Here is a 19989-nt window from a genome sequence, read left to right on the forward strand (position 1 = left end):
CACGCAAAGGCAATTGCCTCGACAACGCCCCAATGGAGAGCTTCTTTGCCATCCTCAAATCCGAGCTCTTCCATCCCGGAACCTTTGACACCGTTCAAAGCCTGGACGACGCCATCACGGACTACATCGACTATTACAACCACCGCCGCATCAAACTGAAACTGAAAGGGCTGGCCCCTGTGCAATACAGGAACCAGCCCTTAAACCTACCAACTCAATGAACCGTCCAACTTTATGGGGTCAGTTCATTTCCGGGGCTTTTTTCGCCTTTCGTCAAGGTCAGTTCTTTCGGGGCAGTTGCGGGACGAGACTGCGCTTGCCGCCGTCCTTGCCCTTGGCTTCAGGCTTCGGCGCCACCAGCTTCTTCGCCGTCGGCTTCTTCGCCACGGCTTTTCTGGGCTTCGGCGTTTCTTCCGGCTCTTCCTTCTTCGGCTTCACCGGCGCCTCGTCGGCGAGCGATTCGAGCTTCAGGCCGGTCTCGCCGGTTTCCTTCTTCTCGACGGTGACGCGCACCGTGCCGCCCTTCTTGAGCTTGCCGAACAGCACCTCGTCGGCCAACGGCTTTTTGATGTGCTCCTGGATCACACGGCCGAGCGGCCGCGCTCCCATGCGCTCATCATAGCCCTTGTCGGCGAGCCAGGCGATCGCATCCGCCGACAGGTCGAAGGTGACGCCACGCTCGGAAAGCTGGGCCTCGAGCTGCATGACGAACTTCTGCACCACCTGATGAATGACCGGCACCGGCAACGAGCCGAACGGGATGATCGCATCGAGACGGTTGCGGAATTCCGGCGTGAACAGCCGGTTGATCGCCTCGACATCGTCGCCTTCGCGCTTGGTCGAGCCGAAGCCGATCGCCGCACGCTGCGCATCCGACGCGCCCGCATTGGTGGTCATGATCAGGATCACATTGCGGAAGTCGATCTGCTTGCCGTTGTGGTCGGTCAGCTTGCCATGGTCCATAACCTGCAACAGGATGTTGAACAGGTCCGGATGCGCCTTCTCGACCTCATCAAGCAACAGCACGCAATGCGGATGCTGGTCGACGCCGTCCGTCAAAAGACCGCCCTGGTCGAAGCCGACATAGCCGGGAGGCGCGCCGATCAGCCGCGAGACAGTGTGGCGTTCCATATATTCCGACATGTCGAAGCGGATAAGCTCGACGCCGAGCGAGGCGGCCAACTGCTTGGCCACTTCGGTCTTGCCGACGCCGGTCGGGCCGGAGAACAGGTAGGAGCCGATCGGCTTCTCCGGTTCGCGCAGGCCGGCACGTGCCAGCTTGATCGCCGAGGTCAACGCGGTGATCGCGGTGTCCTGGCCATAAACGACGCGCTTCAGCTCGATATCGAGACCCTGCAGCACCTTCTCGTCATCGGCCGAAACCGTCTTCGGCGGGATGCGGGCCATGGTGGCGATCGTCGCCTCGATCTCCTTGATGCCGATCGTCTTCTTGCGCTTGGCTTCCGGAACCAGCATCTGCGAGGCGCCGGTCTCGTCGATCACGTCGATCGCCTTGTCCGGCAGCTTGCGGTCGTTGATGTAACGTGCCGACAGCTCCACCGAGGCCTTGATCGCCTCGTTGGTGAACTTCACCTTGTGGAACTCCTCATAATAGGGCTTGAGGCCCTTCATGATCTCGATGGCGTCCGCGATGGTCGGTTCGTTGACGTCGATCTTCTGGAAGCGCCGCACCAAAGCACGGTCCTTCTCGAAGAACTGGCGGAATTCCTTGTAGGTGGTCGAGCCGATGCAGCGGATCGCACCCGATGACAGCGCCGGCTTCAACAGGTTGGACGCATCCATGGCGCCGCCTGAAGTAGCCCCTGCGCCGATGACCGTATGGATCTCGTCGATGAACAGCACGGCACCGGGATAGTCCTCGAGTTCCTTGACGACCTGCTTCAGCCGTTCCTCGAAATCGCCGCGATAGCGCGTGCCGGCGAGCAGCGTGCCCATGTCGAGCGCGAAGATGGTGGCGTTGTGCAGCACTTCGGGAACGTCGCCCTCGACGATGCGCTTGGCCAGACCCTCGGCGATCGCCGTCTTGCCGACGCCGGGATCACCGACATAGAGCGGGTTGTTCTTCGAGCGGCGGCACAGCACCTGAATGGTGCGGTTGATCTCGGACTCGCGGCCGATCAGCGGGTCGATCTTGCCGGCCTTGGCCTTGTTGTTGAGATTGACGCAATAAGCCGTCAGCGCATCCTGCTGCTGCTTCTTCTTGCCGCTTTCCTCTTGTGGCTCGGCGCCGTTCTGGCCGCCCTGCTCGTCATCGGCACCGCGCGGCGAGCGTGTCTCCGATGCGCCCGGACGCTTGGCAATGCCGTGCGAGATGTAGTTGACCGCGTCGTAGCGGGTCATCTGCTGTTCCTGCAGGAAATAGGCGGCATGGCTCTCGCGCTCGGCGAAGATGGCGACGAGGACGTTAGCGCCCGAAACCTCCTCGCGGCCAGACGACTGCACATGGATCACCGCGCGCTGGATGACGCGCTGGAAACCGGCGGTCGGCTTGGAGTCCTCGTCGTAACCGGTGACGAGGTTGTCGAGCTCGGTGTCGATATAGGTGAGAACCGTGTGCTTGAGCTCATCGAGATCGACATTGCAGGCGCGCATGACGGCGGCCGCCTCGGTGTCGTCGATGAGCGCGAGCAGCAGATGTTCTAGGGTTGCATATTCATGGTGCCGCTCATTGGCGAGCGTCAGCGCCTGGTGAAGCGCCTTTTCCAGGCCTTGGGAGAAAGCCGGCATGTTACCTCACTTCTTCTCCATCACGCATTGCAGCGGATGCTGATTCTGTCGGGCGAAATCCATGACCTGGGACACTTTGGTCTCGGCCACCTCGAATGTATAGACCCCGCACTCGCCCACTCCATGATTGTGAACATGAAGCATGATGCGTGTGGCGGCTTCGCGATCCTTCTGGAAAAAACGCTCCAGCACGTGAACCACGAACTCCATCGGAGTGTAGTCGTCGTTGAGGATGAGGACCCGATAAAGGCTGGGCTTCTTGGTCTTGGTTTTGGTGCGCGTGATGACGGCCGTCCCACGGCCGGCCCCATTGCCGTTACCGTCGCCGTCTTGCATCCGCACCACTCGTCTCGTGGCAGTCAAACCGATCGTCACGTATTCCTGCCTCTTTCGATTCCCCATGCGAGTTCGACATGTAGGTGTTCGATGTACGATTTTAAGCCCTTCTGGTTAGCTGACAATATGGCTAGGTCACCAAACTTGGACGATTTTCGCAATCGTGAAGGGGCGCGAGGCTCTGGAACGGAAATTGACACGAAAAAGCCGGGCCGCGTTTCCGTGGCCGGGCTTTTTCTCGGGTTCAAAGGCTGAATCTGGGGTCACGTCAGGCGAAATCAGTTCGCCCGGGCAAAATTACTTTGCCTTGGCAACGATCGATTCGAATGGCTTGTAAGCTTCCTTGGCGAGTTCGGCATAGAGATCGCCGATCTTGGTGGCCTCGGCGACGAACGCCTCATAGGACTGCTTGGCGTAATCCGACTGGATCTCGATCGCCTTTTCCAGCGACTTGGCTGAAAACAGCTTCTCCACCGTGGCGCTGCCGGTTTCAAAACTCTTCTTGGTGTATTCACCAGCTTCGGTGGCAATCGCCTGCGCGCCCTTGGACAGCGACGCAAAGCTCTTCAATCCGGTGTCGGCGAACTCTTTGCCGTATTTGCTGAAGTCCTCATAGGTCTGGGTCATTTCACGATTCCCTTGACGGTTGAAGCGTCCTTCTTCGGGGCGCCCTTGTGCAATGCAAGATAATATATTGTGCGCCGCACAAAAGTCAAGATTTCGCGGGCTTCCGGACCCGCCTGCGCAGCCAATGGCTAAAAATCGAATAAAGAGAGCCACAAGCCCGAAGAAAATGGTGAACGCGGCGGTTACCATAAACGGATTGGTAACGCTGCGCCGGTAGCTTGGCCGGAAGCGAGGCAGGACCCTTTGCCGCCTCCAACGCAACGAAGAAATCCAAGGGAAGTACCAGTGCGTAAGGCGTTGTTGGGCATCGTTTCCAAATCTACCTCCCCTCTCAAAACGATGATGATCATCGCCCTGGCGATGACATTCGTTTTTGGCGACGTTGCCTCGTCGCTGGCGGCCAGGCAGGCGGCCATCGTCGTGGATGCCAAGACCGGCAAAGTGCTCTACTCCGCCGACGCCAACGGCAGGCGCTATCCGGCTTCGCTGACCAAGATGATGACGCTGTATCTGACCTTCGAAGCGATGGCGAAGGGCAAGATCAGCAGGAACACGCCAGTGGTGTTTTCCGCCAAGGCCTCCGCCGAGGCGCCGACGAAACTTGGCGTGAAGCCGGGCGGTTCCGTCACGGTCGAGACCGCGATCCTGTCGATCGTCACCAAGTCGGCGAATGACTCGGCCACCGCGCTCGGCGAAATGCTCGGCGGCAATGAAACCACTTTTGCCCGCATGATGACCGCCAAGGCGCGTGCGCTGGGGATGAACGGCACCGTGTTCCGCAACGCCAATGGCCTGCCCGACCCCGGCCAGTTCACCACCGCGCGCGACATGGCGACGCTCGGCATCGCGCTGCGCGAGCATTTTCCCCAGTATTACGGCTATTTCTCGCAGCGCTCCTTTCTCTATGGGCGCCAGCGCATCAACGGCCACAACCGTCTGCTTGGACGCATCAAGGGCGTCGACGGCATCAAGACTGGCTACACCCGCGCCTCCGGCTTCAACCTCGTCTCATCGGTTTCCGATGGCAATCGCCGCATCGTCGGCGTGGTCATGGGCGGCACCTCGGGCGGCAGCCGCGACAATCAGATGGCCAGCTTGATCAACACCTATCTGCCGAGGGCGTCGACTCGCGGTGGTGGCGATCTGGTCGCCAAGGCCGGTGGCAACAACCCGATCACCGCCCTTGCCAAGGTTCTCCTGCCCAAGCATGACGCTCCGACACCGGACGACAAGCCTGTCATAGCGCAGGACGATGTCACCGTTGCCGAGGACGCCACGGTCGCGGAAGACGATACCGCGCAGGCCGAAGAAGCAGCCCCCGTCGTCAAGACCAGAAAGGTCAAGACCGTCATCGTTTCAGCCCCCCAAGTCGCGACGGCCCAGGTTGTAGCGGCCTATGCCGAGCCGACGCCGGCGGCTGTCGACCCGGTCAACACCGCGTCGGTGCCTTCGGGTTGGGCCATTCAGGTCGCCTCGTCGCCCAAGCAGTCCGAGGCCCAGGCCTTTCTCGACAAGACCACCAAGCAGGCGCCCAAGGTGCTGGCGGACGCTTCCGGTTTCACTGTCGCCTTCGACAAGGATGGCGTCACCTACTACCGCGCCCGCTTCGGTGGCTTCGGTTCGAAGACCGCCGCCTGGAAGGCCTGTACCGCTTTGAAGAAGAAGAACATCGAGTGCTACGCCGTCCAGCAGTAGGACGGCGTGCAAGCCATCTCCCGGAAAAATTCTGCGTCGAAGGAGACTAGTTGTGATTGGAGAGCAAGACGTCCTTGGCTTCGTTAATCCGCGCCGCCAGGAAAGACGTGCCGCCGACATCGGGGTGCAGGCGCTGCATCAGGCGGCGGTGCGCCTTGCGGACATCCGCCGCGGCGGCCCCCGCTTCAAGACCAAGGACCTTGTAGGCCTCCTCCTTAGTCATGGCGCCCGGACCTGGCGCAACACCCAGCCCTTCGCCACCGTTCGTCTCAGCGTTTTTGCGCCAGACGGGAAATCTGCCGTCAAGATACGTCTCTAGCAGCTGTCGGCTCTCCGGATCGCCGGAGAGTTCGCGGTAGAGGTGTTGCAATTCCGCCAGCCCCATCGCGCCAAGCATCTTGCCTTCGTGGCGGCCAGCCAGGACCAGTCCTTCGAGGCCGCCGGTATCGTGATCGAGTTCCATTTCCAATGCCGCTGTGCGCACCGTCGAGCGTTTGCCCGGTGCAAGCCCGGCCGGCTGGCGTTTCATGCGCATGGAACCATACCAGGCAATTGCGCCGGTGAGAATCATGCCGCCGATGCCTTCCCGGCCGACCACAAGCACGGCGACGCCGACAAGTGCCAGAAGAGCCGGCCCGAGCGTTCGCAGCGTGCTCGCCAGTTTCGCCGGCTCGGCACGCAGAAAGATCGTCACTGCGCCGAGGAGCAGCAGAAGCAACGCTCCAAAAGCGATGATCGCGCCCATTATTTTCCGCCGCCCCGCAGATACTCGATCATCAGCCGGTCTTCCGGCCTGCCCCTGGCTTCGAGCGCCTTTAACCCGCCGGTCGCAAACACGGCGACGGCCGAAAGCAGTCCTGCCAGGGTCGCGGCAGCCCGCCGATCAAATCTAAACCAAGCCCCCTTGGACAGCCGTGCAATCTCTTTGAACGCCTTTTCTGCGCCGGAATCATGGCCTTCCTGAAACACGAAGACGGGAACGCCATGAAGGCCGAGGCTGCCGGCCTTTTCGGCCAGATCGTCGATATTCTCTTCCATCGCGTCGCCGATGTAGACCAGCGCATTGACCTTGGCGGCCGCCGTCTGTTTCAACGCATGCGTCAGGACCTTGCCGATCTGGGTGTGGCCGCTACGGCATTCGATCCGCGTCATCAGCTGCTTCAAGGCGTTGGTGTCGCTCACGAAAGCCGACGAACGGCACTCGCCGAGACCACGAAAATAGACCAGTTGCACGCTGAGGGTTCCGGCCTTGCCGACGGCGTCGAACATCTGGCCCTGCAGCGTGCAGGCCAGATCCCAGGTCGGCTGGCGGCTCATTGTTGCGTCGAGAGCAAGGATCAGCCTGCCCGAACCGGTCGCCGACGCGGCAAGTGTCCTCGCCTGACGAATGAAGGCGTCGATCTCTCCGCGTTGGATTGAGGCTTGATCGGCGCAGGATTGGTCCCCGCTGGCACAGGCTGCTTCTTATCGCTCATGAAAAACAAGATGTGGCGTTGCCACATCGCTTGCAAGCCCCACATCGGGCAGTGCAAAGGGCCAGGCGGTGATGCCACCTGGGGTCAGAGCAGACCGAGATCGGCCAGCTCGCGCCTGAGTTTCGGCGGCATCTCGATCAATCCGGCCTTGCCCTTACCCAGATCGAGCGGCGCGTCCGCCGGCTTCAGGTAGCGCCAGCCCTGAAAAGCCCGGCGTGGCTGCCAGTCGGTGCGTACAACCTCGGGGTCGAGTATCAGATGGCAACGGCCTATGCCTTCACTGTCGGTGAACGGCCGGATTTCGGTGATCAACTGGCGGCACTGCACATTGCCTTTGATCACCCAATAGAGCGAACCGCCATCGGTAACCTCGGCGCCGCGCGTCGGCATCATACGGGTGGTGTGATACTGCTCGACCGGCTCACCGGCGCGCCGCCGCTCGTCGAGGCGGAAGGCGATCCACTCTTCGAGATCCTCGACGCTGTCGCAGCCGACACAGAGTTTTATGAGATTGAGAGACATCGCTTAAGGTTAGTCCTGCACGCGAACGCGTCAACGACCGGATCGACTTCTCCACAGTAGCGGTTTAGGCCAGCCTTCAGCACTCCACGACGTTGACTGCAAGCCCGCCAAGGCTGGTTTCCTTGTACTTCTCGTTCATGTCGAGGCCGGTCTGGCGCATGGTCTCGATCGCCGCATCGAGCGGTACGAAATGGATGCCGTCGCCCTTGATGGCCAGTGACGCTGCCGTCACCGCCTTGACCGCGCCCAGCGCATTGCGTTCGATGCACGGCACCTGCACCAGCCCGCCGACCGGATCGCAGGTCATGCCGAGATGATGTTCGAGCGCGATCTCGGCGGCATTCTCGACCTGCTCGGGCGTGCCGCCCATGACGGCGCACAGGCCGGCCGCCGCCATCGCCGATGCCGAGCCGACCTCGCCCTGACAGCCGACCTCGGCGCCCGAGATCGACGCGTTGGTCTTGATGATGCCGCCAACGGCGGCAGCCGTCAGCAGGAAATCACGAATGCTCGGCTGGTCCGCCTCGGGATGGAAATGCAGCCAGTAGCGCAGCACCGCCGGCAGCGTGCCGGCAGCGCCATTGGTCGGCGCGGTGACGACGCGGCCGCCGGCGGCATTTTCCTCGTTCACGGCCATGGCGTAGATCGACAGCCAGTCATTGGCGAGCAAAGGATTGGGCTTGTTCTGCTGCCACTGCTCCTGCAGCTTATCGTGCAGCATGCGGGCACGGCGGCGCACCTTCAGCCCACCCGGCATGATGCCATCCTGCGACAGGCCACGGTCGATGCAGCCCTTCATGGCGCTCCAGATTCCGTCGAGGCCGGCGTCGAGCTCCTCGCGCGTCATCTGCGTCTCCTCGTTGACGCGTTTCATGTCGGCGATGGAAAGGCCGCTTTTGCCGGCCATGGCCAGCATCTCGACCGCATTCTTGAACGGATAAGGCACTTTCTTGCCTTCGGTTGTCACCGAACCTTTGGCTTTCATCCGCTGCAGTTCTTCTTCGGAAACCACGAAGCCGCCGCCGATCGAATAATAGATGCGCTTGAGCAGCAGGCGGCCGCCGGAATCATAGGCGTAGAACGCCATGCCGTTGGCGTGACCGGTGAGCGGCGTTTTGCGGTCCAGCACCAGATCGGTGGCCGGATCGAAGCGATAGGCGGGATGGCCGGGCGGCGAAATGCGCTTTTCGGCGGCGATGCGGCTGGCAATGCCATCGGCCTGGTCGGGATCGACCGTCTGCGGCGTCAGGCCGGCAAGGCCGAGCATGACGGCGCGATCACTGCCGTGGCCAATACCGGTGTAGGCGAGTGACCCGTGCAGACTTGCGCCAAGCCGATCGACCTTGACGCCCGCCGGACGCGGCCAGTCATGTCCCGCGACCTCGTCGAGAAACCGCGCAGCGGCTGTCATCGGCCCCATCGTGTGCGAACTCGAGGGTCCTATGCCGATCTTGAACAGGTCGAAAACCGAAAGGAACACGCGGCGTTGTCTCCTGGCGTCAGGTCGATGACTACATATAGGAATTCCCACGATGTTTCCGCTCTTTTGGAAATCGCGGCGCTGCACCCGCCGACCTTGTTTGCTCCGGCAGCGACATTGGTGCCTTATCGCTGTAGGCGGACATCGAAGCGATCGCGCTGAATGTGCTAAATTCAGGCCATGGGCGATTCCCTCGATCTTTCGACAGCCGATCTCGCGGCGCTGGCCTTCTTCCTCGTCGCGTGGCTGCTGCACACGTTCGCCTCCGACGGCAAGCTGGTCAGCCGCATGTCACTGACGACGGCGATGAATGCACAGCGGCAAGCCTGGATGCGGACCATGGCCGAGCGCGAGATCCGCATCGTCGATACCGCCATCATGAGCGGGCTGCAGCAAGGCACCGCCTTCTTCGCCTCCAGCTCGCTGATCGCCATCGGCGGCTGTTTTGCCCTGCTCGGCGCATCCGACCGGGTTCTTGAAGTGCTCAGCGACCTGCCCCTGGGTGGCGCGCCGTCGCGCGCGGCCTTCCAGATAAAGGTGTTCGGGCTGGTGCTGATCCTGGCGTTTTCGTTCTTCAAATTCGGCTGGGCGTACCGGCTGTTCAACTATTGCACGATCCTGATCGGCGCCGTGCCGATCCCGCATGGCGAAGCCTCACGCAATCCGGTCACCGAAACGGCGGTGTGGCGTGCGGCGCAAATGAACATGCTGGCCGGAAAGCACTTCAACTCCGGCCTGCGCGGCGTGTTCTTCTCGATCGGTTATCTCGGCTGGTTCGTCGACCCAATGGTGTTCGTGTTGTCGACGCTGTTGCTGCTGGCCGTTCTGGTGCGGCGCCAGTTCTTCTCGGCCGCCAGGCAGGCGGTGATCGGTCAGCCGCCTGGAAAAGGCTGATCGATCCGGCCTGACAGCCAGTAGGCAAAAAGCCCGATCCATTCGCGGATGGCCATGGTGGCGGCCTGCAGCGAATCGGCTGGATTGTCGCGGAACAGGCCGATGCCTTCTTTGCCCGAGGTGCGATAGTCGACCGGCCAGGGAACAGTCGCAAAACCGGCCTTGTCGAACAGCGCCTTGGCGCGCGGCATATGGAAGGCCGAAGTCACCAGCAGCCAGGTCTCGCCGGGCTTCGGCGTTAGCAACTCCTTGGTGAAGACCGCGTTCTCATAGGTGTTGCGGGACTTGTTCTCCAGGATCAGACGATCGGCGGCCACGCCAAGCGCGGTGAGCAGGCGCGGCGCGGTTGCGGCATCGCCCTCGCCATCGAGAAACAACGCGCCGGTGCCGCCGGAGACGACCACCTTGGCGGTAGGAAAGCGCCGGGCCAGAACTGCGGTCTCGACCATCCGATCTCCGCTGCTGTTCAACTCATAGCCGCCGCGCGCCAGATTGATGGCGCCCTCGAAGCCGCCGCCGAGCACGACGATGCCGTCGACCTTTGCCGGCAGCGGCGGGCGCGCGAAGCGCTCTTCCAGCGGATTGAGCATCATGGCGCCGAGCGACGTCCACGCTGACAGCGCAAGGACCAGAAATGCCAGCACGCTGCCGGTAGCCGCCAGCCGCCGGCGCCCGATCATGGCCGCGAGCAATCCCGCCAGCAGCAGAAAGATCGCCAGGTTCAGCGGCTGGATGAAGAACCAAAAGATCTTGGACAGGTAGAAGAACATCGCTCACCCCATTGCAGCGCCGCGCGGGCGTGCGCGCTCAAAGGACGCTAACACTTTGATTTTGCGCAGGATCCTTCCGAAAATCGATTCGACTTTCAGGGCATGCGCTAGACGAGCGACGTCCCTACCACCACTTCTCCGGCTGGAACGTGCCTGCGGCCTGCTCGATGACGGCAGCGGTCTGGAACAGGGTTTCCTCATCGAACGGCCGGCCGATCAGCTGCAGGCCGAGCGGCAGGCCCTTGGCGTCGAGCCCGGCGGGCACAGCGATGCCCGGCAGGCCCGCCATGTTCACAGTGACGGTGAAGATGTCGTTCAGGTACATCTTGACCGGATCGGCAGCCATGTCCTCGTCGGCGATGCCGAAGGCGGCGGACGGCGTTGCCGGGGTCAGGATGACATCGACGCCGGCGGCGAAGACAGTCTCGAAATCCCGCTTGATCAGATTGCGCACCTTCTGCGCCTGCAGATAGTAGGCGTCGTAATAGCCGGCCGACAGCACATAGGTGCCGATCATGATGCGGCGCTTGACCTCGCGGCCGAAACCCGCGGCGCGGGTCTTCTCATACATGTCGACGATATCCTTGCCCGGCACGCGCAAGCCGTAGCGGACGCCATCATAGCGGGCGAGGTTGGACGAAGCCTCGGCCGGCGCCACGATGTAATAGGCGGGCAGCGCGTATTTCGTATGCGGCAGGGAAATGTCGACGATCTCGGCGCCGGCGTCCTTCAGCCAGGCAATGCCCTTCTGCCACAGCGCTTCGATCTCTTCGGGCATGCCGTCGACGCGGTATTCCCTGGGAATGCCGACCTTCATGCCCTTGATCGGCTTGCCGATCACCGCCTCATAATCCGGCACCGGCCGGTCGACCGACGTCGTGTCCTTCGGATCGACAGAGGCCATCGATTTCAACAGGATCGCGGCATCGCGTACGTCGCGCGCGATCGGGCCGGCCTGGTCGAGCGACGAGGCGAACGCGACGATACCCCAGCGCGAGCAGCGGCCATAGGTCGGCTTGATGCCGACCGTCCCGGTGAAGGCGGCCGGCTGGCGGATCGAGCCGCCAGTGTCCGTCGCGGTCGCGCCGGCGCACAGGAAGGCGGAGACTGCCGTGGCCGACCCGCCAGAAGAGCCACCCGGCACCAACTGCGCATTGTCCAGGCTGCGCACGGTCCTCGTGCCGCCGGCCGAAACGAAGCCGCCGTCGCCCTGATGCGTCGTGGGCATCACCGCAGTATCGAGGCGCGAGCGCCGCCACGGATTGATGACCGGGCCATAGTAGGACGTCTCGTTGGACGAGCCCATGGCGAACTCGTCCATGTTGAGTTTGCCGAGCATAACGGCGCCGTCGGCCCACAGATTTGACGTAACGGTCGATTCGTAGCGCGGCTTGAACCCGTCGAGCACATGGCTGCAAGCCTGCGTGTGGACGCCTTCGGTGCCGAACAGGTCCTTGATCCCCAACGGAATGCCTTCCAGCGCACCGCCCTCGCCCTTGACCAGCCTGGCGTCGGACGCCTTGGCCATGTCGCGCGCCTTGTCGCCGGTCACGGCGACATAGGCATTGAGCGCCGGATTGGCGCGCTCGATAGCGCCGAGATAGGCCTCGGTGATCTCGGTCGCGGTGATTTCCTTGTCGCGCAGCTTGGCGCGGGCCTGTGAAATCGTCAGCTGGGTCAGGTCGCTCATCAAAGGCTCTTTTCGTAAAACACCGACCACTCAGAATCGGGATAATCCAGCACCGGGCCGCAGCGCGAAAACCCGGCGCGTTCGTAGACTGTCCACGCCGCGGGATGACGATCGCCCGTCTCCAGCACCAGGTGCTTCAGCCCCTCGTTGCGCGCCAGCGATTCGACCCGCTCAACGATTTTCGCGCCGATCTTCTGCCCGCGATGCGACGGCCTGATATACATGCGCTTGACCTCGCCAATGGCGCCGTCATGACGCTTCAGCGCGCCGCAGCCAATGGCCAGGCCATTATCGCGGGCGATGAAAACCGTCGTGTCCTCACCGGCCATCTGCTCGACCGTCAAATGGTAGCAATGCTCCGGCGGCGTCAGTTCGAGCAAGGTCTCGTTGAGTTCCGTGACCAGCCTGCGCACGTCGTCCTGGAGCGGCTTCTCAATGGCGATCTCGATTGCCATCGGCCGACTTACTCCACGACCTTCGGCACGAGGAAGAAGTTCTCTTCGGTCGCCGGCGCGTTAGCGACGATGTCGGCCGCCTTGCCGCCGTCGGTGACGACATCGCTGCGCTTCTTCATGTCCATCGGCGTCACCGAGGTCATTGGTTCGACACCGGAAACATCGACCTCGTTCAGCTGCTCGACGAAGCCCAGAATGGCGTTCAGCTCGCCGGTCATCCGTTCGGCGTCTTCTTCGCTCACCGCGATGCGGGCGAGATGCGCGACGCGCTTCACTGTCTGAAGATCTACGGACATGTTTTTGCCTCGGGGAAAACCAGTTCGGGCTATAGCGGCGCCGCGCGCGCTGCGCAACATGCATCGTGCGAGAGACCAGGCTGTGCCGGCGGCCCGCTCGTGGGCCCTCAGAATACGTCTATGGCAGAGCAACGCCTTCGCACAGATAGTAGCTGCCGCTGTTGCCGCTTGCTTCGCTTTCGTCGTCGACGGGCCGAACCGACACGAGATCGATCTGCTTGGCGTTCATTTGCGTCACGGAGAGAACGTCGGGAAAGACATAACCCGGTTCCTGGCAGATGGCCGTCACCGCCCAGCTCGGCGAAGCCGTGGCCTTGCTGATCTGCAGAAACTCGCAATTGTATTCGACGCTCTGCAGGCCGTGCGCCGAAAGCACGATGTTGCCTGCGTCGATCAGCGTTTGCAGCGTGTCCTTTTTGGCCTGTTTGCAAAGCTCCTCGGATTGCAGGTAGACGCCCTCGATGAAATCATCCGCGGCGAGCGCGGGCGACGCCGCGACCAACATCGATACACAAAGAGATTTCCTCAAAGCCATGGTCTTATTCCGCTTTCGCCACGCCTAGATCGTAATCGTCTCACCGATATCAGGCGATGCCACCGTCACGCCGGACCCTTCCATGCCGGCCTCGAACTTGTCGGCGGTCGGATCGATCATCGGAAACGTGCCGAAGTGACAGGGAACCACGGTATCGAATTTGAAGAAACGCCGGCAGGCAAGTGCAGCCACCGCGCCGCCCATGGTGAAGCGGTCGCCGATCGGCACCAGGCCGACCTTGGGTTCATGCAACTCGTTGATCAGCGCCATGTCGGAGAAGATGTCGGTGTCGCCCATGTGATAGAGCGTCTTGTCTTCCGGGAAATGCAGGACGAGGCCGCCCGGATTGCCGAGATAGGTGTTCTGGCCGCCCTCGCCGGGGAACGAGGATGAGTGCAGCGCCTGGACAAAAGTGGTGGTGAAGCTGCCGCAATCGACGGTGCCGCCGATGTTGCCCGGGTTGATCTTCTTGTCGCTGACACCCTTGCCGACCAGATACATGCAGATCTCGAAATTGGCGACCAATTGGGCGCCGCTTTTGCCGAGCACTTCCACGGCGCCGCTGATGTGGTCGCTATGGCCATGCGTCAGCAGCACATGCGTGATCCCCTCGGCCGGTCCCTCCCAGCCGCCCGTCCAGGACGGATTGCCGATCAGATAGGGATCGATGAGGATCTTGGCATCAGCGGTCTCGATGCGAAAGGCCGAGTGGCCGTACCAGGTCAGTTTCATGAATGCATTCCTCGATTTTTATCTTGCCAAAGGATAGAACGCCGACGGCCCGGAGATCAAAGGGTTACTGTGTCCGCCACGCGTTTGACAAAACACGTGGTGGTGAAAGGCGAAGGACGGCCGGTGGGCATTATCACGATCGAGGAATTGCCGGCGCGGCTAACCGGCGGCAAGACGCTGGCGGGGCTTGACCTCGGCGACAAGACGATCGGCGTCGCGGTCTCGGACCAGAGGTTTTCCTTCGCCCATCCGCGCCCGGTCATCATGCGAAGGAAATTCTCGCTCGATGCGGCGGTGCTGCTCGCCTTGCTGCACAAGGAGAATGCCGGCGCGGTGGTGATTGGGCTGCCGATCAACATGGACGGTTCGGAAGGTCCGCGTGCGCAGAAATCACGCGCCTTCGTCCGCAACATGGCCCAGATAAGCGACCTGCCGTTCGTGCTCTGGGATGAGAGACTATCGACGGTCGCGGCCGAAAGGACGCTGATCGAGATGGATTTCTCGCGCCGCAAACGCGCCGGCAAGATCGATTCGGCGGCTGCCGCGTTTATTCTGCAGGGAGTTTTGGACCGGCTTCAGTCGCTCCACGCATCCGCTCGAACGGAACCGGACCCGCCCAGCGCTGTCTGACCCAGCCGGCGATTTCGCGGCGACGGCGGAAGGCCCAAAGCGCCATCAGCAGCAACCCGTCGAAGACGCACGTCTTCGCCACCATGCCGGGAATGATCGCCGGGTCGATGCCGAGCATCTGACCATAGAGCTGGAAGAAGAAGTCGTGCATCTGTCGGCTGAGCATCGTGTAGCCGAAATTGATGTCATTGGCCGACAGATAGAACCAGCCCCAGAAAATCGCCATCGGCGCCGCCCAGAATCCGAAGATGTAGCGCATCAGCGGCCTCCCCTGGGATGGGAGCCGGTCTTGGACACCGTTCGGCCTGATATGAGTGAAAGCAGCGAATTGTGGGCCGCGGCTTTTGCCATGCCGTGCGCGACGGCATGGATCTCGCTTTCGCCCGAAGCCGCTGTCGCAACCAAGGATCGCCGTTCGGCAAGCATGGCGACATAGGACGCCAGAAGTGCCGCCAGTTGCACGGCGACAGCCATGAACAGCCCGTTGATGCCTTGCGCGGCGCCACCGACGACGATCAGCGACAACACGCCGGACGCGCATATGAAGGCGATGCGGGCGACGCTGTCGGCGCCCGAGCTGGTCGCGTCGTTGACCAGGGCTTCGACAAAGGCCCAGAAAAACAGAACCGCGACGACAAGCAATGCGGTGGCGAGCGGCGCCACGACGACGAAATTGTCGAGGTCGACGAAGCGGGTACCCTCGATTGTAGTGCCCAGCACGCCGAGCGCCGCCGCCACACCCCGGTTTCCGTCGATGCAGATTAGCGCAAGCAGGGCGAAAACAATCGCCCAGTGCAAGGCCAGAAAAGAGGTCAGTACCTGTCGCATCGGTGTTCCTGCTTCGCAAAGCAAGAGACGGCCAATCTGAACCATTCCCTGCTTGCACTAGGACAGTGGGCCTTGCCGTCCGCCATCGCAATGGAAACCATTTGTTAAGGTTAACGGCGATTAGCCATACGCGTGAAGATGCCCGCCAACGCGTCAAAACTGTGGATGGCGCCGGTTTTTGCGATGCTCGCGGCTCAGTTCACCGGCGGATAGAGCGTGTCGATGATCATGCGTGCATCGTGGCGCGAATCGATCATGCCATAGGTGTTGCGCCATTGGCCGGCCAAACGCGTCTCGACGAAAGCGTCGGCGATCCGCCCTGCCCCCAGACGGCGCAATTCCGCCGCCGCAGCCGACAGCGCCAGCTGCTCGGTCAGCAGCCGGGCAGAACCTTCGTCGGTTGAGGCAACCTGCATCGCCGCCTTCAGCACGCCGATCGTGCCGCGTCCGCCGGCGCCGAGATCACGGTCGATGCCGGCCAGCACATCCTCGAACAGGCCGGGCGCACGGCCGAGCACGCGCAGCACATCAAGCGCCATGACATTGCCCGAGCCTTCCCAGATCGCGTTGACCGGGGCCTCGCGATAGTAGCGGGCGAGTGGCGCCTCCTCGACATAGCCATTGCCGCCGAGGCACTCCATAGTCTCATAGAGCAAAGGCGGCGCGATCTTGCAGACCCAGTATTTGACGACCGGCGTCATGGCCCGAGCAAACGCCGCCTCGCCGCGATCGCTGGCCGCCTCGTCGAAGGAGCGCGCCAACCGGAACGACAGCGCGGTGGCGGCGGCGACATCGAGCGCCATGTCGGCCAGAACGCGCTGCATCAACGGCTGCTCGATCAGGGTCGAACCGAACACCTGGCGATGGCGGGCGTGGTGAACGGCCTCGGCCAGGCCCGCGCGCATGATCGCCGACGATGCGATGGCACAATCGAGCCGGGTCAGGGTGACCATGTCCATGATCGTCTTCACACCGGCACCGGCTTCGCCGACCATCTCGCCGATGGCATTGACAAATTCGACTTCGGAGGAGGCGTTGGAACGATTGCCGAGCTTGTCCTTCAGCCGCTGAAAGCGGAAGCCGTTGCCCGAACCGTCACCGAGAACGCGCGGCACGAGGAAGCACGATAGTCCCTCAGGCGCCTGCGCCAGCACCAGGAAGGCATCCGACATCGGCGCGGACATGAACCATTTGTGCCCGTTCAGACGATAAAAACCGCTGCCGGCGCGTTCCGCCCTCGTCACATTGGCGCGCACATCGGTGCCGCCCTGTTTCTCGGTCATGCCCATGCCGAGGGTCAGCCCGGTCTTCTCGACCGGCGGTTTCTGGCTCTGGTCGTATTTGCGCGTCGTCACGCGCGGCGCCCATTCGCGAAACAGTTTCGGGCTGGCCATCAAGGCCGCCAGCGAAGCGTTGGTCATGGTGATGGGGCACAGATGCCCGGTCTCCAGCTCAGCCGTCAGATAAAACCGGGCGGCGCGGACCTGATGGCGGCGGCCGATCTCGGTGTCGCCGTTCTCCCACACCGAGGAATGCAGCCCGTTGGCCACAGAGCGGCGCATCAAGGCGTGATAGGCGGGATGGAACTCGACCACGTCGATGCGCCGTCCCTGGCGATCATGCGTCCTGAGCTTCGGCGTCTCGACATTGGCGAGGCGCGCCAATTCCTGCGCCTCCTGCGTCAGCACAAAGCGGCCGAGACCATCGAGTTCCTTGCGCACCGGATCGGAAAAACGCTCCGCTAGCTGGATCAGCAACGGATCGCCCCGCCAGGCGTTGCCGCCCGTCAGCGGCGGCGGCTGGTTCGTCACGTCGTCGGTCACGCCCAATCCTTCTATCGTCAGAAAGCCACGAATCCGAGGCTGTCGGCTAGATATAGCCAAGCCATGCAGCGCGCGCGATGAAAATACCGGCCGATACAATCGGCTATCTACACGAAAAAATTGAGGAGAACGGCTGCAATGCAAAGCTGGCGCTTGCAGCCGCAAAGTCTCCACCCTATAGCAGCGCCTTGAGATGACCGACGCTTCGTCCCCCTATCCTCATCGCCATCTTCTGGGCATCCGCGACCTTTCCCCCGCCGATATCGAGCTGTTGCTCGACAGGGCGGACCGGGCGGTCGCGATCTCGCGGCAGTCGGAGAAGAAAACCTCGACGCTGCGCGGTCGCACACAGATCAACCTCTTCTATGAAGCCTCGACGCGTACGCAGTCGTCGTTCGAGCTGGCCGGAAAGCGGCTCGGCGCCGATGTCATGAACATGTCGGTGGCGAGCTCTTCGGTGAAGAAGGGCGAGACGCTGATCGACACGGCGATGACGCTGAACGCCATGCGGCCCGACATCCTGATCATCCGCCACCAATCGGCGGGAGCGGCAGCGCTGCTTGCGCAGAAGGTCGGCTGCTCCGTCGTCAATGCCGGCGACGGCGCGCATGAGCATCCGACACAGGCACTGCTCGACGCGCTGACCATTCGCCGCGCCAAGGGCCCGCTGTCGAAGCTGATCGTGGCGATCTGCGGCGACATCCTGCATTCGCGCGTGGCGCGCTCCAACATCATGCTCCTCAACGCGCTTGGCGCGCAGGTGCGCGTCGTTGCGCCGTCAACGCTGCTGCCGTCGGGCATCGAGAAGATGGGTGTTATTGTCACCCGATCGATGGCCGAGGGCCTCAAGGGTGCCGACGTGGTGATGATGCTGCGCTTGCAGCGCGAGCGCATGGAAGGCGCCTTCGTGCCTTCGGTGCGCGAATATTTCCGCTATTTCGGCCTCGATGCGGAGAAACTGAAGGCGGCCAAGGACGACGCACTGGTGATGCATCCCGGACCGATGAACCGCGGCGTCGAGATCGCCTCGGAAATCGCCGATGGTCCGCAAAGCGTCATCCAGGAACAGGTCGAGATGGGCGTTGCCGTGCGTATGGCCGTCATGGAGGCCCTGCTCGACCCCCGTCGTAATCAAGAGGGCCGCAATCACGAGGGCCGCGGCGCATGAGCACGACGGTTTTCGAGCGCGTCCGCATCGTCGACCCCTCGCGGGGCATCGATGAAGTCGGCGCCGTCATCGTCGATGGCCGCAAGATCGTTGCCGCCGGCAAGGCAGCGCTGAACCAGGGCGCGCCCGAGGGCGCTATCGTCGTCGACTGCGCCGGCAAGGCGATCATTCCAGGCCTGATCGACGGCCGCGTCTTCATCGGCGAACCGGGCGGCGAGCATCGCGAGACCATTGCGTCGGCGAGTGTCGCGGCGGCAGCCGGCGGCGTCACATCCATCGTCATGATGCCCGATACCGATCCGGTGATCGACAATGTGGCGCTGGTCGAATTCGTGCTGCGCACCGCCAAGGACACGGCCATCGTCAACGTCTTTCCGGCTGCGGCGATCACCAAGGGCCTCGACGGGCGCGAAATGACCGAGTTCGGCCTGCTGCGCGAAGCCGGCGCCGTCGCCTTCACCGATGGCCGTCACACCATATCGAGCGCGCTGGTGATGCGCCGCGCGCTGACCTATGCGCGCGACTTCGGCGCCACCATCGTGCATGAGACGCAGGATGCGGACCTCGGTTCATCCGGCGTGATGAATGAAGGCCTCTACGCCAGTTGGCTCGGCCTCTCCGGCGTTCCGCGCGAAGCGGAATCCATCCCGCTGGAGCGCGATCTGGCCTTGGCCCGGCTGACGCGTGGTTCGTACCATGCAGCAAAGATCTCGACGGCGATGGCGGCAAACGCCATAACGCGTGCGAAAGCCGACGGCGCGACGGTGACGTCAGGCGTGGCGATCCACAATCTGTCGCTGAATGAAAACGATGTCGGCGAATACCGCACCTTCTTCCGCCTGACGCCACCTTTGCGCGCCGAGGAAGACCGGTTGGCGATGATCGAGGCGGTCAGGGACGGCACGATCGACATCATCGTCTCCTCGCATGATCCGCAGGACGTCGACACCAAGCGCCTGCCCTTCGCCGATGCAGCGGCGGGCGCCATCGGGCTGGAGACCCTGCTGGGCGCCGCATTGCGGCTCTACCACAATGGCGACGTGCCGTTGCTCCGGCTGATCGAGACCCTGTCCACCGCCCCGGCAAAACTGTTCGGCCTGCCCGGCGGCACGCTGAAACCGGGCGCTGTCGCCGATCTTGCGCTGGTCGATCTCGACGAGCCCTGGATTGTCAGTGAAAGCGGCATTCGTTCGCGGTCGAAAAACACCTGTTTCGAAGGCGCGCGACTGCAAGGCAAGGTCTTGCAAACGCTGATTGCGGGCCGCACAGTGTTTTCCGCCTGAAC

21 protein-coding genes and 1 pseudogene are annotated in these 19989 nt (G+C 62.6%); 6 read left to right on the forward strand and 16 right to left on the reverse strand.

The features are described from left to right. A partial coding sequence (locus NKJ04_RS28605) for an IS3 family transposase (protein ID WP_352678690.1) occupies positions 1-221 on the forward strand: 221 nt, incomplete at its 5' end. 58 nt (positions 222-279) lie between these two features. Here NKJ04_RS28605 and clpA read toward each other — a convergent pair. The 3 genes from clpA to NKJ04_RS28620 all read right to left on the reverse strand — a co-directional run bounded on the left by clpA (position 280) and on the right by NKJ04_RS28620 (position 3711). Continuing rightward, positions 280-2748, reverse strand: a complete 2469-nt coding sequence (gene clpA, locus NKJ04_RS28610) for an ATP-dependent Clp protease ATP-binding subunit ClpA (protein ID WP_352678693.1) — start codon at positions 2746-2748, stop codon at positions 280-282. Between the two features lie 6 nt (positions 2749-2754). Further along, positions 2755-3084 carry an ATP-dependent Clp protease adapter ClpS gene (gene clpS / locus NKJ04_RS28615; protein ID WP_023812950.1) on the reverse strand — a complete coding sequence of 110 codons (330 nt, stop codon included), beginning with the start codon at positions 3082-3084 and terminating at the stop codon, positions 2755-2757. A 297-nt stretch (positions 3085-3381) separates the two neighbouring features. Next, a complete protein-coding gene (locus NKJ04_RS28620) occupies positions 3382-3711 on the reverse strand; it encodes a phasin family protein (protein WP_013531776.1) in 330 nt (109 codons plus the stop codon). 285 nt (positions 3712-3996) lie between these two features. Between NKJ04_RS28620 and NKJ04_RS28625 the strand changes: the two genes are divergently transcribed. Further along, the gene (locus tag NKJ04_RS28625) at positions 3997-5406 is read left to right on the forward strand and encodes a D-alanyl-D-alanine carboxypeptidase (protein ID WP_128303603.1); all 1410 of its coding nucleotides are present in this window, start codon (positions 3997-3999) and stop codon (positions 5404-5406) included. Between the two features lie 46 nt (positions 5407-5452). Here the strand turns inward: NKJ04_RS28625 and NKJ04_RS28630 are convergent, their stop codons facing one another. The 4 genes and pseudogenes from NKJ04_RS28630 to NKJ04_RS28645 all read right to left on the reverse strand — a co-directional run bounded on the left by NKJ04_RS28630 (position 5453) and on the right by NKJ04_RS28645 (position 8883). Further along, positions 5453-6151 (reverse strand): DnaJ domain-containing protein, encoded by a 699-nt coding sequence (locus NKJ04_RS28630; protein ID WP_023812952.1) that lies wholly within the window; start codon positions 6149-6151, stop codon positions 5453-5455. After that, a pseudogene (locus tag NKJ04_RS28635) lies at positions 6151-6881 on the reverse strand (vWA domain-containing protein). Before NKJ04_RS28635 ends, NKJ04_RS28630 begins: the two are co-directional and overlap by 1 nt. Positions 6882-6965: 84 nt before the next feature. Next, positions 6966-7403 (reverse strand): DUF1489 family protein, encoded by a 438-nt coding sequence (locus tag NKJ04_RS28640; protein WP_013531780.1) that lies wholly within the window; start codon positions 7401-7403, stop codon positions 6966-6968. Positions 7404-7479: 76 nt separating this feature from the next. Then, complete coding sequence (locus NKJ04_RS28645) at positions 7480-8883, reverse strand: L-serine ammonia-lyase (protein ID WP_352678699.1); 1404 nt, start codon at positions 8881-8883, stop codon at positions 7480-7482. A gap of 180 nt (positions 8884-9063) precedes the next feature. Between NKJ04_RS28645 and NKJ04_RS28650 the strand changes: the two genes are divergently transcribed. Next, the gene (locus NKJ04_RS28650; RefSeq protein WP_027161543.1) at positions 9064-9777 is read left to right on the forward strand and encodes a DUF599 domain-containing protein; all 714 of its coding nucleotides are present in this window, start codon (positions 9064-9066) and stop codon (positions 9775-9777) included. Here NKJ04_RS28650 and NKJ04_RS28655 read toward each other — a convergent pair. From NKJ04_RS28655 to NKJ04_RS28680, 6 genes are all read right to left on the reverse strand, one after another. Beyond that, positions 9756-10547 (reverse strand): YdcF family protein, encoded by a 792-nt coding sequence (locus NKJ04_RS28655; RefSeq protein WP_352553072.1) that lies wholly within the window; start codon positions 10545-10547, stop codon positions 9756-9758. The two genes, NKJ04_RS28650 and NKJ04_RS28655, sit on opposite strands and share 22 nt — an antisense overlap. A 124-nt stretch (positions 10548-10671) precedes the next feature. Further along, positions 10672-12237 (reverse strand): amidase, encoded by a 1566-nt coding sequence (locus NKJ04_RS28660; RefSeq protein WP_023812956.1) that lies wholly within the window; start codon positions 12235-12237, stop codon positions 10672-10674. Next, positions 12237-12692 (reverse strand): GNAT family N-acetyltransferase, encoded by a 456-nt coding sequence (locus NKJ04_RS28665; RefSeq protein WP_352678703.1) that lies wholly within the window; start codon positions 12690-12692, stop codon positions 12237-12239. Before NKJ04_RS28665 ends, NKJ04_RS28660 begins: the two co-directional genes overlap by 1 nt. An 8-nt stretch (positions 12693-12700) precedes the next feature. Continuing rightward, complete coding sequence (gatC, locus tag NKJ04_RS28670) at positions 12701-12988, reverse strand: Asp-tRNA(Asn)/Glu-tRNA(Gln) amidotransferase subunit GatC (RefSeq protein ID WP_023812958.1); 288 nt, start codon at positions 12986-12988, stop codon at positions 12701-12703. Positions 12989-13106: 118 nt separating this feature from the next. Further along, positions 13107-13523, reverse strand: coding sequence for a hypothetical protein (locus tag NKJ04_RS28675; RefSeq protein WP_352553071.1), 417 nt, complete (start codon positions 13521-13523; stop codon positions 13107-13109). Positions 13524-13547: 24 nt separating this feature from the next. Then, the gene (locus tag NKJ04_RS28680) at positions 13548-14255 is read right to left on the reverse strand and encodes a metal-dependent hydrolase (protein WP_352678707.1); all 708 of its coding nucleotides are present in this window, start codon (positions 14253-14255) and stop codon (positions 13548-13550) included. A gap of 123 nt (positions 14256-14378) precedes the next feature. Between NKJ04_RS28680 and ruvX the strand changes: the two genes are divergently transcribed. Next, positions 14379-14885 (forward strand): Holliday junction resolvase RuvX, encoded by a 507-nt coding sequence (ruvX, locus tag NKJ04_RS28685; protein ID WP_352612923.1) that lies wholly within the window; start codon positions 14379-14381, stop codon positions 14883-14885. On the opposite strand, the gene NKJ04_RS28690 is transcribed toward ruvX, so the two are convergent. The 3 genes from NKJ04_RS28690 to NKJ04_RS28700 all read right to left on the reverse strand — a co-directional run bounded on the left by NKJ04_RS28690 (position 14803) and on the right by NKJ04_RS28700 (position 17536). Further along, the gene (locus tag NKJ04_RS28690) at positions 14803-15144 is read right to left on the reverse strand and encodes a DUF6105 family protein (RefSeq protein ID WP_023812962.1); all 342 of its coding nucleotides are present in this window, start codon (positions 15142-15144) and stop codon (positions 14803-14805) included. The two genes, ruvX and NKJ04_RS28690, sit on opposite strands and share 83 nt — an antisense overlap. Next, complete coding sequence (locus NKJ04_RS28695) at positions 15144-15713, reverse strand: hypothetical protein (RefSeq protein WP_352678710.1); 570 nt, start codon at positions 15711-15713, stop codon at positions 15144-15146. The genes NKJ04_RS28690 and NKJ04_RS28695 overlap by 1 nt, the downstream gene beginning before the upstream one ends. A gap of 194 nt (positions 15714-15907) precedes the next feature. Beyond that, on the reverse strand, positions 15908-17536 hold the full coding sequence (locus NKJ04_RS28700) for a DNA alkylation response protein (RefSeq protein ID WP_352678712.1): 1629 nt from the start codon (positions 17534-17536) through the stop codon (positions 15908-15910). Between the two features lie 193 nt (positions 17537-17729). On the opposite strand from NKJ04_RS28700, the gene NKJ04_RS28705 reads away from it, so the two are divergent. Further along, entirely contained in the window at positions 17730-18704 is a 975-nt protein-coding gene (locus tag NKJ04_RS28705) for an aspartate carbamoyltransferase catalytic subunit (protein ID WP_352678714.1), read from the forward strand. After that, on the forward strand, positions 18701-19987 hold the full coding sequence (locus tag NKJ04_RS28710; RefSeq protein ID WP_352678716.1) for a dihydroorotase: 1287 nt from the start codon (positions 18701-18703) through the stop codon (positions 19985-19987). Before NKJ04_RS28705 ends, NKJ04_RS28710 begins: the two co-directional genes overlap by 4 nt. Positions 19988-19989: the final 2 nt, after the last annotated feature.

The organism is Mesorhizobium sp. M0618 (assembly GCF_040320765.1).
Taxonomy (GTDB): domain Bacteria; phylum Pseudomonadota; class Alphaproteobacteria; order Rhizobiales; family Rhizobiaceae; genus Mesorhizobium.